At 70.1% G+C, this 13,770-nt stretch carries 16 protein-coding genes; 5 read left to right on the top strand and 11 right to left on the bottom strand.

The genetic code is table 11. The annotated features are described in order from the left end of the window. Nucleotides 1-42 precede the first annotated feature (42 nt). Together ABZW11_RS10245 and ABZW11_RS10240 are read right to left on the bottom strand one after the other, a co-directional pair. The gene (locus ABZW11_RS10245; protein WP_355414750.1) at nucleotides 43-756 is read right to left on the bottom strand and encodes a dethiobiotin synthase; all 714 of its coding nucleotides are present in this window, start codon (nucleotides 754-756) and stop codon (nucleotides 43-45) included. A gap of 24 nt (nucleotides 757-780) precedes the next feature. Beyond that, a complete protein-coding gene (locus ABZW11_RS10240; RefSeq protein WP_355414748.1) occupies nucleotides 781-1,500 on the bottom strand; it encodes a GntR family transcriptional regulator in 720 nt (239 codons plus the stop codon). Between the two features lie 450 nt (nucleotides 1,501-1,950). Here ABZW11_RS10240 and ABZW11_RS10235 point away from each other — a divergent pair, with 450 nt between their 5' ends. Continuing rightward, on the top strand, nucleotides 1,951-3,420 hold the full coding sequence (locus ABZW11_RS10235; protein WP_355414746.1) for a histidine kinase N-terminal domain-containing protein: 1,470 nt from the start codon (nucleotides 1,951-1,953) through the stop codon (nucleotides 3,418-3,420). Nucleotides 3,421-3,456: 36 nt separating this feature from the next. On the opposite strand, the gene ABZW11_RS10230 is transcribed toward ABZW11_RS10235, so the two are convergent. Together ABZW11_RS10230 and ABZW11_RS10225 are read right to left on the bottom strand one after the other, a co-directional pair. After that, nucleotides 3,457-3,711, bottom strand: coding sequence for a WhiB family transcriptional regulator (locus ABZW11_RS10230; protein ID WP_345389576.1), 255 nt, complete (start codon nucleotides 3,709-3,711; stop codon nucleotides 3,457-3,459). Nucleotides 3,712-3,979: 268 nt separating this feature from the next. Further along, the gene (locus tag ABZW11_RS10225; RefSeq protein WP_355414744.1) at nucleotides 3,980-4,942 is read right to left on the bottom strand and encodes a diacylglycerol kinase family protein; all 963 of its coding nucleotides are present in this window, start codon (nucleotides 4,940-4,942) and stop codon (nucleotides 3,980-3,982) included. Nucleotides 4,943-5,032: 90 nt separating this feature from the next. Here ABZW11_RS10225 and ABZW11_RS10220 point away from each other — a divergent pair, with 90 nt between their 5' ends. After that, nucleotides 5,033-5,416 carry a hypothetical protein gene (locus ABZW11_RS10220; RefSeq protein ID WP_355414742.1) on the top strand — a complete coding sequence of 128 codons (384 nt, stop codon included), beginning with the start codon at nucleotides 5,033-5,035 and terminating at the stop codon, nucleotides 5,414-5,416. Nucleotides 5,417-5,460: 44 nt separating this feature from the next. On the opposite strand, the gene ABZW11_RS10215 is transcribed toward ABZW11_RS10220, so the two are convergent. The 3 genes from ABZW11_RS10215 to sodN form a co-directional block, all read right to left on the bottom strand. Next, nucleotides 5,461-6,240: an RNA polymerase sigma factor SigF gene (locus ABZW11_RS10215; RefSeq protein ID WP_171074665.1), complete on the bottom strand. Its 780-nt coding sequence runs from the start codon at nucleotides 6,238-6,240 to the stop codon at nucleotides 5,461-5,463. A gap of 17 nt (nucleotides 6,241-6,257) precedes the next feature. Continuing rightward, nucleotides 6,258-6,695 (bottom strand): anti-sigma factor, encoded by a 438-nt coding sequence (locus tag ABZW11_RS10210; protein WP_355414740.1) that lies wholly within the window; start codon nucleotides 6,693-6,695, stop codon nucleotides 6,258-6,260. 128 nt (nucleotides 6,696-6,823) lie between these two features. Continuing rightward, nucleotides 6,824-7,225 (bottom strand): superoxide dismutase, Ni, encoded by a 402-nt coding sequence (gene sodN / locus ABZW11_RS10205; RefSeq protein WP_148442130.1) that lies wholly within the window; start codon nucleotides 7,223-7,225, stop codon nucleotides 6,824-6,826. 89 nt (nucleotides 7,226-7,314) lie between these two features. Here sodN and ABZW11_RS10200 point away from each other — a divergent pair, with 89 nt between their 5' ends. Continuing rightward, nucleotides 7,315-7,644 (top strand): S24 family peptidase, encoded by a 330-nt coding sequence (locus ABZW11_RS10200; protein WP_355414738.1) that lies wholly within the window; start codon nucleotides 7,315-7,317, stop codon nucleotides 7,642-7,644. Here the strand turns inward: ABZW11_RS10200 and ABZW11_RS10195 are convergent. The 4 genes from ABZW11_RS10195 to ABZW11_RS10180 form a co-directional block, all read right to left on the bottom strand. Then, complete coding sequence (locus ABZW11_RS10195; protein WP_355414736.1) at nucleotides 7,581-8,039, bottom strand: CGNR zinc finger domain-containing protein; 459 nt, start codon at nucleotides 8,037-8,039, stop codon at nucleotides 7,581-7,583. The two genes, ABZW11_RS10200 and ABZW11_RS10195, sit on opposite strands and share 64 nt — an antisense overlap. Before the next feature lie 67 nt (nucleotides 8,040-8,106). Next, nucleotides 8,107-8,850 carry an amino acid ABC transporter ATP-binding protein gene (locus tag ABZW11_RS10190; protein WP_355414734.1) on the bottom strand — a complete coding sequence of 248 codons (744 nt, stop codon included), beginning with the start codon at nucleotides 8,848-8,850 and terminating at the stop codon, nucleotides 8,107-8,109. After that, a complete protein-coding gene (locus ABZW11_RS10185; protein ID WP_355414732.1) occupies nucleotides 8,847-9,674 on the bottom strand; it encodes an amino acid ABC transporter permease in 828 nt (275 codons plus the stop codon). Before ABZW11_RS10185 ends, ABZW11_RS10190 begins: the two co-directional genes overlap by 4 nt. A gap of 3 nt (nucleotides 9,675-9,677) precedes the next feature. After that, entirely contained in the window at nucleotides 9,678-10,538 is an 861-nt protein-coding gene (locus ABZW11_RS10180) for an ABC transporter substrate-binding protein (RefSeq protein WP_355414730.1), read from the bottom strand. A 342-nt stretch (nucleotides 10,539-10,880) separates the two neighbouring features. Here ABZW11_RS10180 and ABZW11_RS10175 point away from each other — a divergent pair, with 342 nt between their 5' ends. Together ABZW11_RS10175 and ABZW11_RS10170 are read left to right on the top strand one after the other, a co-directional pair. Beyond that, nucleotides 10,881-12,068 (top strand): NADP-dependent malic enzyme, encoded by a 1,188-nt coding sequence (locus tag ABZW11_RS10175; protein WP_355414728.1) that lies wholly within the window; start codon nucleotides 10,881-10,883, stop codon nucleotides 12,066-12,068. A gap of 270 nt (nucleotides 12,069-12,338) precedes the next feature. Continuing rightward, nucleotides 12,339-13,697, top strand: a complete 1,359-nt coding sequence (locus ABZW11_RS10170; protein WP_355414726.1) for a hypothetical protein — start codon at nucleotides 12,339-12,341, stop codon at nucleotides 13,695-13,697. Nucleotides 13,698-13,770: the final 73 nt, after the last annotated feature.

Genomic DNA, 13,770 nt, shown 5'->3' with positions numbered 1-13,770 from the left:
TGGGCCTGGTGTGCCGGTGAAGGGTAGGGCTAACCCCACCCTTCAGGCGGTCTGGCGGAAGCGGGCCGGGTCGAAGGCGCCGCCCAGCGCGGCGCTGAGGCCACCCCTGGCCACGTCCAGGAACGTCTCAGGCCCGGACAGCGCACCGGCCCCGTCGGGCAGCGCACCGGCCAGGGGCCGCGCCGCAAGCATCTCCAGGTCGGCGACGGCGGAGCGCTCCGCGAGCCCGGGCGCGGCAGGCCACCGCCCGATGACGACCCCCGCGAGGTCGAGCCCCCGATGCGCGAGCGCCTCCAGGGTGAGCGCGGTGTCGTTCACCGTGCCGGCGCCGGGGCTCACCACCACGAGCACCTGGGCCCGCAACGTACGCGCGAGGTCGGCAATGGTGGCGCCGTCCTCGTCGTACCGATCGAGCAGCCCGCCCGTCCCCTCCACGAGCACCAGCCGGTTGCTCTCGGAGAGCTCCCGCACGAGGGTGGCCGCCGCCGCCATGGACATGGGCGGCAGCCCGGCGGCCCGAGCGGCCGCGGCGGGCGGCAACGCGTCGGGGAAGCGCCCCAGCTCGAACGTCGTCCTGACCCCGGAGAGCCGCATCACCCGATCGACGTCACCGTCGTCCCCGGCACCGACTCCGGTCTGCGCCGCCTTGACCACGGCCACCTCGGCCTCCCGAGCGACCGCCAGTGCGGCCACCGCCGCCGTCACCACGCTCTTTCCCACACCGCTGCCGGTACCCGCGACGACGAGAACGCTCATGACTCAAGCGTAGGGAAAGGGCGGTCAGGGGCGGCGCAGGCGGGTGACGAACTTGTAGCGGTCGCCGCGGTAGAGGCTCTGGGCCCACTCCACCGGGTTGCCGTCGGCGTCGAAGGCGTGCCGGGTGAGCAGCAGCATGGGGAGGCCGACGTCCACGCCCAGGGCCTTGGCGTCGTAGGGGGTGGCGAGGACGGTCTCGATGATCTCCTCGGCGTCCGTCAGGCGCACGTTGTAGGCGTTGTGCAGCGTCTCGTACAGCGAGGCGTGCACCTCGAGCTCGCGGCGCAGGCGGGGGAAGCGGCGGGCGGACAGGTGGGTCGTGTCGATGGAGACGGGCTCGCCGTTGGCCAGGCGGAGGCGGTGGATGCGCAGGACGCGGCCGCCGGGGTTGATGGCCAGGCGGCGGGCGAGTGCCTCGTCGGCGGTGATGTAGCCGATCTCGAGGATCTTGGTGTCGGGTTCGAGGCCGGCGGTGCGCAGGTCCCCGATGTACGAGGTGAGCTGCAGCACCTGGGCCACCTTGGGCTGCGCGACGAACGTGCCCTTGCCCTGGATGCGCAGCAGCCGCCCCTCGACGACCAGCTCGGTCAGGGCCTGGCGGACGGTGGTGCGCGAGGTCTCGAACCGGACGGCGAGCGTGCGCTCGGGCGGCAGGGCGGTGCCGGGGGGAAGGGTCTTGGTGAGTTCGAGCAGGGCCCGTTTCACGTCGTAGTACTTCGGCACGCGGGGGCTGTCGTCGCTCACGCTCTCACCTTCACTTCTGCCACGGCGGTGAGGGCGTGTCTGGTCACCGCGAGATCATCGGAACTCACTTCGGCCCGAGTGGTCAACCGCGGGCCGCGTCGGCCGACCGGCGCCGGCCGCGTGCGGGTGTGGGCACGCGCGGATCCGGGCAGCTCAGGTTGATGGTGAAGGATATCCACAGCAGCGTGCGCGATCGCAACCGAGACGGGCTCGCGCGCCGTGTCGCACCGGTGCCGGGGGGACGTCGCGCTCGTGTGGATCACCTCCGGCTCGTCGCGGAGCGGCTCGTTCTCGGTGGCTCGCGGCTTCGGCGGTATGACGCTTCTCACAGTATGAGATTTCGTGACAAGTCCAGCTATGTGGGCGATGCCGTCACCCTTGTCGTCAAACATGCCCGCCTGCCCGGGGGTCGGTTTGGTTGTCGCGGGGGAAAGCACGCATGATGCACTCGTGCCGACTCTCAGCGACCTCGTAGCCCGCCACACCGCGCTCGACGAAGCGGATCTCGACTGGCTGCACTCGCTGGTCTCCGACTGGCAGCTGCTGGCCGACCTGTCGTTCGCCGACCTCGTGCTGTGGGCGCCGCTGCTGGGAGAGAACGGCTGGATCGCCATCGCCCAGATGCGCCCCACGACGGGCCCGACGGTCTACCACGACGACATCGTCGGCACGGTCGCGGCCAAGGGCGAGCGCCAGCTCATCGACACCGCATGGAACGAGCGGCGCATCTGCCGCGAGGGCGACCCCGACTGGTCCACGGGCGTGCCCGTCAGGGAGGAGACCATCCCCGTACGCCGGGCGGTCGAGGACGGCGAGGCCCGCTTCCTCGCGGTCATCCAGCGCTCGACGAACCTCTCCTCGGCCCGCACCCCCTCCCGCCTGGAGCTGACCTACCTGCAGAGCGCCTCCGACCTGGCGCAGATGGTGGCGGAGGGGCGCTTCCCCTTCTCGGGCGATGAGCCGATCCTGGTCCGCTCGCCGCGCGTGGGCGACGGCCTGCTCAGGCTCGACAGGGCCGGACGCGTCACGTACGCCTCCCCGAACGCGCTGTCGGCCTACCGCAGGCTCGGCCTGCACGCCGACCTCGTGGGCGCCGAGCTGGGCCGGGTCACCGCCCAGCTGTGCTACTCCGACGAGCCCATCAACGAAGACCTCATGATCGTGGCCAGCGGGCGCGCGGCCAAGGAGACGGAGGTCGAGTCGGGCGGCACGATCGTGCAGCTGCGCGCGATCCCGCTGATCGTCGGCGGCGGCCGCATCGGCGCGCTCGTCCTCATCAGGGACGTCACCGAGCTGCGCAGGCGCGAGCGCGAGCTGATGACGAAGGACGCCACCATCCGCGAGATCCACCACCGGGTCAAGAACAACCTGCAGACCGTGGCCGCGCTGCTGCGCCTGCAGGCCAGGCGGCTTCAGGTGCCGGAGGGCCGCGAGGCGCTGGAGGAGGCCGTACGCCGGGTCGGCTCGATCGCGATCGTGCACGAGACGCTCTCGCACGCGCCGGAGGAGTTCGTCGACTTCGACGAGATCGCCGACAGGGTGATCGCCATGGCGGGCGAGGTCTCGTCGCCCGAGGTGGCGGTCACGCCGCGGCGGGTGGGGGAGTTCGGCGTGCTGCCGTCGCTGATCGCCACCCCGCTGGCGATGGCGCTGACCGAGCTGTTGCAGAACGCGTTGCAGCATGGGCGGCCCAAGCGGCTGGAGGTGATGGTCGAGTCCGCGCACGAGCGGCTCAACGTGACCGTCTGGGACGACGGCCGCGGGCTGCCCGACGGCTTCGATCTCGACAGTTCCACCAGCCTGGGGTTGCAGATCGTGCGCACGTTGGTGGAGGGGGAGCTGTCCGGGCGGCTCACCGTCGAGCCGCGCCTGGAAGGCGGCACGGAGGTCGTTCTGTCGATCCCGCTTCCGCCCTGCTGACAGCGCCGTCGTAGGGTGGGGAGATGATGAAGGTCTTCAGGCGGTGGCGCGGGCACGGGCGCGGGCGGTGCGGCGCTTGAGCGCGCGACGCTCGTCCTCGCTCAGGCCGCCCCAGACGCCGGCGTCCTGGCCGGACTCCAGGGCCCACTTCAGGCAGGCGTCGACGGCCGGGCAGGAACGACAGACCTGCTTGGCCTCTTCGATCTGCATGAGTGCCGGGCCGGTGTTGCCGATCGGGAAGAACAGCTCGGGGTCCACGTCACGGCAGGCAGCTCGGTGGCGCCAGTCCATGCGTCCACTCCTTAGTAGATGGAGCCTTCGGTCTGGCTCCGTGCGGCTACTTTGTGAAGAGTTTCACTAACTCGCGCGAACAACGACCCGAATCCTGTGGGGACCGGGGTTGCCCGCCGCCCGTCGAGGACCCTGGGGTGTTAAAGGTCCTACGTTCGGACGTCATGGTTGAGCCTGTCAGCCACGCAGAGTGCACGCAAGGGGGTTGGCGGTAAGTTTTGGCGGTAATGGATGTCGGATGCGTCACACAATGACCGAATGTAACCGGCTAGACCAGAACTTGTAACGCGTTCGGTGTAGACCGGAACGTCACCCTCTCGCGTTCGCCCAGGTAGTCACCGTCCAGCTGAAAGGCCACGGGACGGTCGGCGGTGAGCGTGAACTCGGCCTCGTCGTGGAGCTGGACGAGGTTGCGGCCGGACGGAAGGGCCTCACTCTCCGTGAGGATGTGCCTGATCACCGGCGCGAGTGTGATAGGGCTCATCCTGCGCAGGCCGAGGAGGTCCAGGCCGGTCTCGAAGCTCGCCCACGGGGTGGGGCGCACGGGGCGGCTGCCGACGTACGTCCAGGGCGAGGTGTTGGAGATGATCGCCATGAACACCCCGCCGGCCGCCGGGATGCCACGACCGGTCACCGTCATCGCGGGATGCCGCTTGTCCGTGGCCAGATAGTGCCTCAGAGCCGTGTTCACATACCGTGTGGGGGTTGCTTTACGGCCGGTGCCTCTCAGGCCCTCCACGGCCCGTACAACCTCGGCGTCGTACCCCATGCCCGAGCAGAACGTGAAGTAGCGGCTCTGGCCCTCCCACAGGGCCTGCCCCAAACCCACGGTCCTGCGCCGGTCCTCCCTGAGCGCCTCCAGCACCTGGCCCGTCGACTCCACCGGGTCGTTGGGCAGGCCGAGCGCGCGGGCGAAGACGTTGGCGCTGCCGCCGGGGATGACGATCAGCCCAGGGCGTCCGGTGCTGGGGTCGTCGAGCGGCGGCGCCTCGCCGTTGACGGGATTGAGCAGGCCGTTGACGGTCTCGTTGATCGTGCCGTCGCCGCCCAGCACGGCCACCACGTCGTAGCCCTTGGCGCGGGCGGTGGCCGCCAATGACGCCGCGTGACCCCGGTAGCGGGTCTCTTCGACGGCGAGCTCCACGGCCGCCCCGAGTGCGCGGATGAGCACGTCGCGCGTACGGGCGTTCGTGGTCGTGGCCTTGGGGTTGACCAGCAGCATGGCGCGCATGTCGCCAGCGTATCCGGTGCAGCTTGTCCGGCTTATCCGCCGAACGTCCTGTTTCCCGCGCCGCGCGCCCCGGGAGGTAGGGTACGGACCGTGAACGGTCGCCCGCTTACCCTCCTCATCGCCGCCGCGGTCGTCGCCGTCGAGGGCCTCGTGGCGCTCGGGCTCGGCGTCTTCGTCGCCGTGGAGACCCTGACAGGCAGGCCAGACGACGTGACCACCGCCGTGGCGGAGGCGGTCTTCGGGTTGCTGGTGGGCGCCGGCCTGCTCTGGGTGGCCTGGGGCGGGCTGTTCAAGATGGAGCGGTGGGGGAGGTCGCCCGCGGTGCTGACCCAGATCTTCATGCTGCCGGTCTCCGTCACGCTGATCCAGTCGGACCAGCCGCAGCTCGGCATCCCGCTGATCGTGGTGGCCCTGGCCGGGCTGGTGACGCTGCTCGCTCCTCCCACCACCCACGCGCTCTACGGCGACGGTTAGCCGCGTTTTCCGCACGTCGCGCGGGGCGGGTGCGGAAAACCCGGTCAGTCGTCGGCAGTCAGGCCCTCGCGCAGCTGGGCCAGGGTGCGGGCCAGCAGGCGCGAGACGTGCATCTGGGAGATGCCCAGCTCGGTGGCGATCTGCGACTGCGTCATGTTGCCGAAGAAGCGCAGCAGCAGGATGCGCTTCTCGCGCGGCGGGAGCCGCTCCAGCAACGGCTTGAGCGACTCGCGGTATTCGACGCCCTCGAGCGACTCGTCCACGATGCCGAGCGAGTCGGAGACCGCGGGCGCGTCGTCGTCGCCCGAGTCGGGCGCGTCGAGCGAGACCGTGGAGTAGGCGTTGGCCGACTCGAGCCCCTCCAGCACCTCCTCCTCGGTCATCTTGAGGTAGGAGGCCAGCTCGGCCACCGTCGGGGCACGCCCCTCGCGCTGCGACAGGTCGCTGATCGCCTTGGTCAGCGAGAGCTTGAGCTCCTGCAGCCTGCGCGGCACGCGAACCGCCCAGCCCTTGTCACGGAAGTGCCGCTTGATCTCGCCGACGATGGTGGGCGTGGCGTAGGTGGAGAACTCCACGCCGCGGTTGAGGTCGAACCGGTCGATGGACTTGATCAGACCGATGGTGGCGACCTGGGTGAGGTCGTCGAGCCACTCGCCCCTGTTGCGGAAGCGGCGCGCCAGGTATTCGACCAGCGGAAGGTGAAGCTCGACCAGCTCGTCCCTGATGCGCTGGCGGCGCGGCTCCTCGGGACCCAGCTCGGCCAGCTCGGCGAAGAGCATGCGGGCACGCACCCGGTCGGGCACGGCGTGTTCGCTGGTGGCCATGGCTCCAGTCCTTTCCGTCACGCCGGCCCCGCCGCATTCTGGGCAGCGCCTCGGCGCTTACGCAGGACGATCGCCATACGGTCGGGGGAGCCGGTCACCGCGTCGACGTCGTCGGCCAGGGCGGTCAGGACCATCCAGGCGAAGTCATCGCGTTTGGGCGCGGAGCTGCCGACGGTGGTCACCTCCACTCTGACCTGCATCTCCTGCCCCGTCAGCTCGAACTCGGCGGTCAGGTCGGTGCCCGGCACCGCCTCGCTGAGCAGCATGGCGCAGGCCTCGTCGACCGCGATGCGCAGGTCCTCGATCTCGTCCAGGGTGAAGTCAAGCCGCGCGGCCAGGCCGGCGGTAGCCGTACGCAGCACAGACAGGTAGGCACTCGCCGCGGGGAGCCTGATGCTCACCACGTCGCGGATGCCGGCCACGCCTTCCGCGCGCGTCTCGGTTTCCTCGGTCACGTTCCTCCTCGCGAATCCGCCGCTGACTGCAACTTACCGCCCCTGAGCGGTGCTTGGACGATTCAGACTCGCCATCAACGGAAAAGGCTCTGCGCGGCCGGGGACCGCACAGAGCCTTATGTGCCGTTTTAGGCGGCCTTGGTCTCCCAGAAGATCTTGGAGATTTCGTCGATCTTGCCCAGCAGGTCCTCGGCCTTGGCCACCTCGACGGTGCCCTTGGCGCCGGCCGCGCCGGCCAGCTTCGTGGCGTCCCAGAAGAGCTGGTGCAGCTGCGGGTACTGCTCCAGGTGCGGCGGCTTGAAGTAGTCGGTCCAGAGCACCCAGAGGTGGTGCTTGACCAGCTCGGCGCGCTCTTCCTTGATCTTGATGGCGCGGGCGCGGAAGACCGGGTCCTCGTTGGCCGCGTACTTCTCCATGATCGCCTTGACCGACTCGGCCTCGATGCGGGCCTGAGCGGGGTCGTAGACCCCACAGGGCAGGTCGCAGTGTGCGGAAGCGACATGCTTGGGTCGTAGCAGTCGTGCGAGCATCAGAAAGTCCTTCCTGGATGCTGAATCAGCTTGGTCCACAACCGACCTTACTCGGGTCCCGACGCCTGCGGACTAGGGGGTCATAGCCGATGAGAGTGCGTGTCGAAGGTGATTCGATGCGGCCCGCGCTGCTGCCGGGCGACTGGCTGCTGGTCCGGCGGGGCGCCGCCGTACGTCCTGGCGACCTCGTCGTCGCCCGCCTGCCCGGCGACCCCGACCGGCTGATCGTCAAACGCGCCCAATGGCACGGCGCCGACGGCTGGTGGCTGGAGAGCGACAACCAGCGGGCCGGCGGGCGCCGCGACAGCTGGGACTTCGGGCCGGTCCAGGACATCGTGGGCCGCGTCGTGCTGCGTTACTGGCCGCTGATCCGCCGCCCGCCGGCCGGCCGGGCGGCGTCGCGGCGGCGGGCGCGGTAGGCGGCCACGTTGGCGCGGCTGGCGCAGCGGGCCGAGCAGTAGCGGCGCGAGCGGTTGGAGGAGGTGTCGAGGAAGGCGCGGCGGCAGCGCGGCTCGTGGCAGCGCCCCAGCCGGTCGACGCCCAGCTCCGCCACGACGGCGGCCAGGCCCATCACGGCCGTCGCCGCGGGGTCGTCGGCCAGGTGCAGGTGCCAGCCGTGGCCGTCGTGGTCGGACAGCTGCGGGCGTACGGGATAGCGCTCCAGCAGGGCGTTGAGCCGCGACGCCACCGCGCGCTCGTCACCGGCGGCGTCGAACACGGCGGCCAGCTCGTCGCGCAGCCCGCGCAGCTCGGCCGGCGGCGCGAGGTCGTTGGCCAGCCGGACCGCCCACTCCGCGTAAGAGGTCAGGTCCATGCCGGTGTATTACACCAGAAGGGCGGGCGCGCCGCGCGCGTCCCGCCCTCCGGTCCGGGCAAGAGCGTCAGTCCTCCGGGTGCAGGACGCGGTGCAGGAACGTCCGCGTGCGCTCCTGCTGCGGATCGCCGATCACCTGGGACGACGGCCCGTCCTCGACGACCACGCCGCCGTCCATGAACACCACCCGGTCGGCCACCTGGCGGGCGAAGCCCATCTCGTGGGTGACGACCAGCATCGTCATGCCCTCCTCCGCCAGCTTGCGCATGACGGTGAGCACGTCGCCGACCAGCTCGGGGTCGAGCGCCGAGGTGGGCTCGTCGAAGAGCATCAGGTCGGGGCTCATGGCCAGTGCCCTGGCGATGGCGACCCGCTGCTGCTGGCCGCCGGAGAGCTGGCTCGGCAGGGCGTCGCACTTGGCGCCGACGCCCACCTTGTCCAGGTTCTCCCGCGCGATGACCTCGGCCTCCTTCTTGCCCCGCTTGAGCACCCGCCGCTGGGCGATCATCACGTTCTCCAGCGCGGTCATGTGCGGGAACAGGTTGAACTGCTGGAAGACCATGCCGATGCGGCGGCGTACGGCGTCGATGTCCACGTCGGGGTCGGTGACCTCGACGCCCTCCACGAACACCTTGCCCCTGGTCGGCGTCTCCAGCAGGTTCACGCAGCGCAGCAGCGTGGACTTGCCGGAGCCTGAAGGCCCGATCACGCAGACCACCTGGCCGGTGTCCACGGTCATGTCGATGCCCTTGAGCACCTCGTTCTGGCCGAAGTGCTTGTGCAGGTCGCGCAGTTCGATGGCGTGCGTCATCGCGTCCTCCCCTTGCGTCCCTCCAGCCGGGACGCGAGGTAGCCCAGCGGGATGGTGACGATCAGGTACGTCACGCCGGCGACCATGATGGGCGTGGCGTTGGCGAACTGGGAGGCCAGGTCGTTGCCGAACTTGGCCAGCTCGACGTACTCGCCGGAGACGCCGAGGAACAGCACCAGCGACGAGTCCTTGAGCAGGGCCACGAACTGGTTGGTCGTCGGCGGGATGACCATCCTGATCGCCTGCGGGATCACCACCGTGACCTGCGCCCTGGCGGCGGACATGCCGAGCGAGCGCGCGGCCTCCGTCTGCCCCTTGGGCACGGCCTGCAGGCCCGCGCGGAACACCTCCGCCTGGTAGGCCGCGCCCACCAGGCCGAGGCCCAGGATGCCCTGTCCGTACGTGCCGCCGGGGACGGCGAAGCCGGGCAGCGCCAGCGGCAGGAAAGTGATCATCAGGAAGATCAGCAGCGCGGGCAGGCCGCGGAAGATCTCGATGTAGACGATCGCGATCCACCGGTACGGCAGCACCTGCGACAGCCGCATCAGCGCCAGCACCAGACCCAGCAGGAACGAGAACAGGAACCCGCCGACCGCGTAGATGATCGTGTTGCGCAGCGCGACCGTGAACAGGTCGGGCAGGGCCTCACGCGCCACGTCGCCCTTCGCGAAGTTCTGGGCGAGGCTGCCCCAGTCGGCGTAGAGGACGACGCCGACCAGCGCGAGGACCAGGACGGCGTACTGGATGCCGCGGCTGATCCGCTGCTTCTTGCGGGGGCTGAGCCTGGCGCGAGCAGGCTCAGCCGTCTTGGGCTGCTCGGCCATGGATCAGCTGCCCAGCTCGCCGGGCTTCTTGCCGAACCACTTCACGTAGATCTTCTCGTAGGTGCCGTCCTGCTTGGCCTTGGCGATCTCCTCGTTGATCGTCTTGAGCAGGGTCGGGTCGGCGTTCTTCTTCAGGCCGATGCCGTACTGCTCACCGGTGTCGAGGCTGGCGATCAGCTCGAACTTCTCGGCGATGTCGGACTTCTTCAGCCAGGTGAGCACGACCGGCAGGTCCTGGACGACGACGTCGGCCTGGCCCGCCTGCAGGGCGAGCAGCTCCTTGGCGGAGTCGGCGTACTCGGTGGGGTCGAAGCCCTGCTTCTTGACGTAGTCGAGGCCGGTGGTGCTGGCCTGCGCGCCCAGCTTGAGACCCTTGGCCTTGACGTCCTCGAGCGACTTGGCGCCGGTGCCCTTCTTGGCCAGCAGCGCCTGCGTGGCGTCGAAGTAGGGCTCGGAGAAGTCGATGTTCTGCTGCCGCTCGGGGGTGATGGTCATGCCGGCGGCGGCGACGTCGCACTTGCCCGCGGCCATCGCGGCGCCGCTCTTGATGACGGCGAAGTCGATGTCGACGATGTTCTGCTCGACGCCGAGCTTCTTCGCGGCCAGGTCGACGATGTCCACGTCGAAGCCGACGACCTTGCCGCTGTCGTCCTTGAACTGGAACGGCTCGTACGGGATGTTCGTGCAGACGGTGAGCTTGCCGGGCTGCACCAGCTTGACGCCGGCGGCTGCGCCGGTGGCGCTCGCGCTGGTGGTGCCGGAGCTCGAGCCGCTCTCACCGCCGCACGCGGACAGCGCGAGAGCGGCGGTCAGGGCGAGCGCGCCGGCGGCGTAGCCGCGGCGGCCCCTGGGGCTGAGGGCCATGTACGGCCTCCTCGAGAAGTGAAATGCCATGACGTGCGTTTTGTGCAGTTTAAATGGGGTTTTGTGCGTATCTGTCATCGGACGTTTAACGATGCGTCAACGGAACGGCGTCAGAGCCGACACCAGGCCGGATGGGGACGGCCTGGAGAGTCCTGCGGGCGCGGTGACCACGCGGCGACGACATCGATCACCATCTCACCATGTGGCACTATGGGGAGACGGGTGACCCCCGAACCCCCTCAACGAGACGATCGGCGAGGGGACTCTGGCAGCTACCGAAGCCAGCCCGCTCGCGCTCGTCCGCCGAAGGTTTCTCCGCTACCAATCACTACAGGGGTCGCTGTGGCTGCCACGCCCGCTTCTGATTCCACCGCACTCGACGCCGATCCTGCCTTCGCGCTGCATCGCGGCGGCAAGATCGAGATCCGCTCCACCGTGCGCGTCCGCGACGCGGACGACCTGTCACTCGCCTACACGCCGGGCGTCGCCAGGGTCTGCTCGGGCATCGCCGACGATCCCGCGCTCGCCGCCGACTACACGTGGGTCTCCCGTGTGGTCGCGGTGATCTCCGACGGCACCGCCGTGCTCGGGCTCGGCGACATCGGCCCGTCGGCCGCCATGCCGGTCATGGAGGGCAAGGCGCTGCTGTTCAAGGAGTTCGCGAACGTCGACGCCGTCCCGCTCTGCCTCGACTGCACCGACGTCGACGCGCTGGTCGAGACCGTCACCAGGCTCGCGCCCTCGTTCGGCGGCATCAACCTCGAGGACATCAGCGCCCCCCGCTGCTTCGAGGTCGAGCAGCGGCTGCGCGACGCGCTCGACATCCCCGTCTTCCACGACGACCAGCACGGCACCGCCATCGTCGTGCTGGCCGCGCTGAAGAACGCCGCCCGCCTCACCGGCCGCACGCTGGGCGACCTGCGCGCCGTCGTGGCCGGAGCCGGCGCGTCCGGCGTCGCCGTCACCCGCATCCTGCTGGAGGCGGGCATCGGCGACATCGCGGTCTCCGACTCCAAGGGCCTCATCTACGACGGCCGCGACGGGCTCAACCCGGTCAAGCAGGCGCTCGCCCGCGACACGAACAAGGCGGGGCGCACCGGCTCGACGGAGGAGGCGCTGGCGGGCGCCGACGTGTTCGTGGGGCTGTCGGGCTCGACGGTCTCCGAGGAGGCCGTCGCGTCCATGGCGCCGGGCTCCATCGTCTTCGCGCTGTCCAACCCGACGCCCGAGGTGCACCCCGACGTGGCCGCCAGGCACGCCACGGTGGTCGCCACCGGCCGCTCCGACTTCCCCAACCAGATCAACAACGTGCTCGCCTTCCCCGGCGTCTTCCGCGGCGCGCTCGACGTGCGGGCCGGATCGATCACCGAGAACATGAAGGTGGCCGCCGCCGACGCGCTGGCCGGCGTCGTGGGCGACGACCTGTCGGCGACGTACGTCATCCCGAGTCCCTTCGACGAGCGGGTGGCGCCGGCCGTCATCGCCGCGGTGGCCGCGCAGGCCAGGGCCGACGGCGTCGCACGCCTCTGACCTCCGCCCAGGGGCGGGTGAGGGCCTTTCGGCCCGCGCCCGCCCCCTTTTTTTTGCGCTCCTCGACGCGCTGATCACCCGACCGTTTCGCGGGTGGCTGAAGTCGCCGTTCAGGAGCAGGGCCGCCGGTACGACCTGGCGCGACACCGGCGATGGGGTGGGATGGAGTTGGGGCGACCTTTGGGAACCGTCATGAATCCTTTACCCAAGGTGCTATAACAGTAGCTCTCTGTAAGGATGTGGGCGCCGACTCCTGTGACGAGGAGAGCGATGGAACGCGAGCCGAACCGACTGCTGCAGCAGCTCATCGCAGAGGCGGGCTTCTCCCACAAGGGACTGGCCAGGCGCCTCAACGATCTCGGAGCCGCCCGTGGCACCCCGGGCCTCAAGTACGACCACAGCTCCGTGCTGCGCTGGATCGGCGGTCAACGGCCGCGCGACCCGGTTCCCGGCCTGCTCAGCGAGATCTTCGCGCTGCGGCTGGGCAGGCCGGTCACCTCTGAGGACCTCGGCATGCCGGCCACCATCACACCCCTCGATCTCGGGCAGGAGTTCACGCACACGTGGCAGGAGGGGGTCGCGACCGTGACGGCACTGTGGCGGGCCGACGTAGAGAGACGGAGGTTCCTGATCGACTCGACGTTCGCGATAGGAGCCGGCTCCGTTGGAGCCGTACGCTGGCTGACGTCCCCGCAGGAGGGACGCATGAGCGGCATGGGGACGCGGCGGATAGGCCGCGCCGACATCGCCGCGATCCACGAGGTCACCCGTTCGTTCAGTGAGCTCGACAACCGGTTCGGCAGCGGCAGGGTCCGCTCGTCCGTGATCAAATACCTCGACACCGCCGTCTCCCCGTTGCTCAAGGACGGCGCCTACGACGAGGCCACCGGCCGCAAGCTGGCCTGCGCAGCCGCGGAGCTGACCAGGCTGGCCGGCTGGATGGCCTACGACATGGAGCAGCACGGTCTCGCCCAGCGCTACCTCATCCAGGCCCTGCGCCTGGCCAGGGGCGCCGACGACCAGACCCTGGGCGGCGAGATCCTGGCCGGGATGGCTCACCAGGCCATCTACATGGGCCAGCCGGCACACGCGCTCGACCTCGCCAGGGCCTCCCAGCTGGCGGCGCGCAAGGCCGGCGTGCAGACGCTCCTCGCCTCCGCCCACGTCCTCGAGGCGCACGCGCACGCCGGGCTGGGCGACTCCCGGTCCTGCGGCGCCTCGCTCAACGAGGCGGAGCGCGCCTTCGAGACCCGCAGGCCCGCCGACGAGCCCACCTGGCTCGGCTACTTCGACGAGGCCTATCTGTCCGCCAAGTTCGCCCACTGCTTCCGTGACCTCGGTGAGGGTGAGCGGGTCGTCCGCCAGGCGCGGCGGTCCCTCGACATGGACGGCCGTTACGTACGGGGGCGGATGTTCAACCTGTCGCTGCTGGCGGCGGGGCTGCTCCAGTGCGGCGAGCTGGAGGAGGCGTGCTCGGCCGCCGGCGGCGCGCTGGCGCTGGCGGGTGAGCTGCAGTCGGCGCGGTCCCGGTCGTACGCGGCCGACCTGCGGCGGCGGCTCGAACCATACAAGAACGAGCGGCCGGTGATGGTGCTGCGGGAGCGCACCCGCGAGCTCACCGCCGTATGAACGCGCCGTATGAACGCGCGAACGACCCGCGCCCCGGCGAAAGGCCGGGGTGCGGGCCGTCGGTGGCGGGTGC

This window comes from Nonomuraea sp. NPDC004580 (genome assembly GCF_040609855.1).
GTDB lineage: Bacteria > Actinomycetota > Actinomycetes > Streptosporangiales > Streptosporangiaceae > Nonomuraea > Nonomuraea salmonea.
Note: the sequence above shows the minus strand (reverse complement) of the source record. Positions and strands in the feature narration are given on the sequence as shown.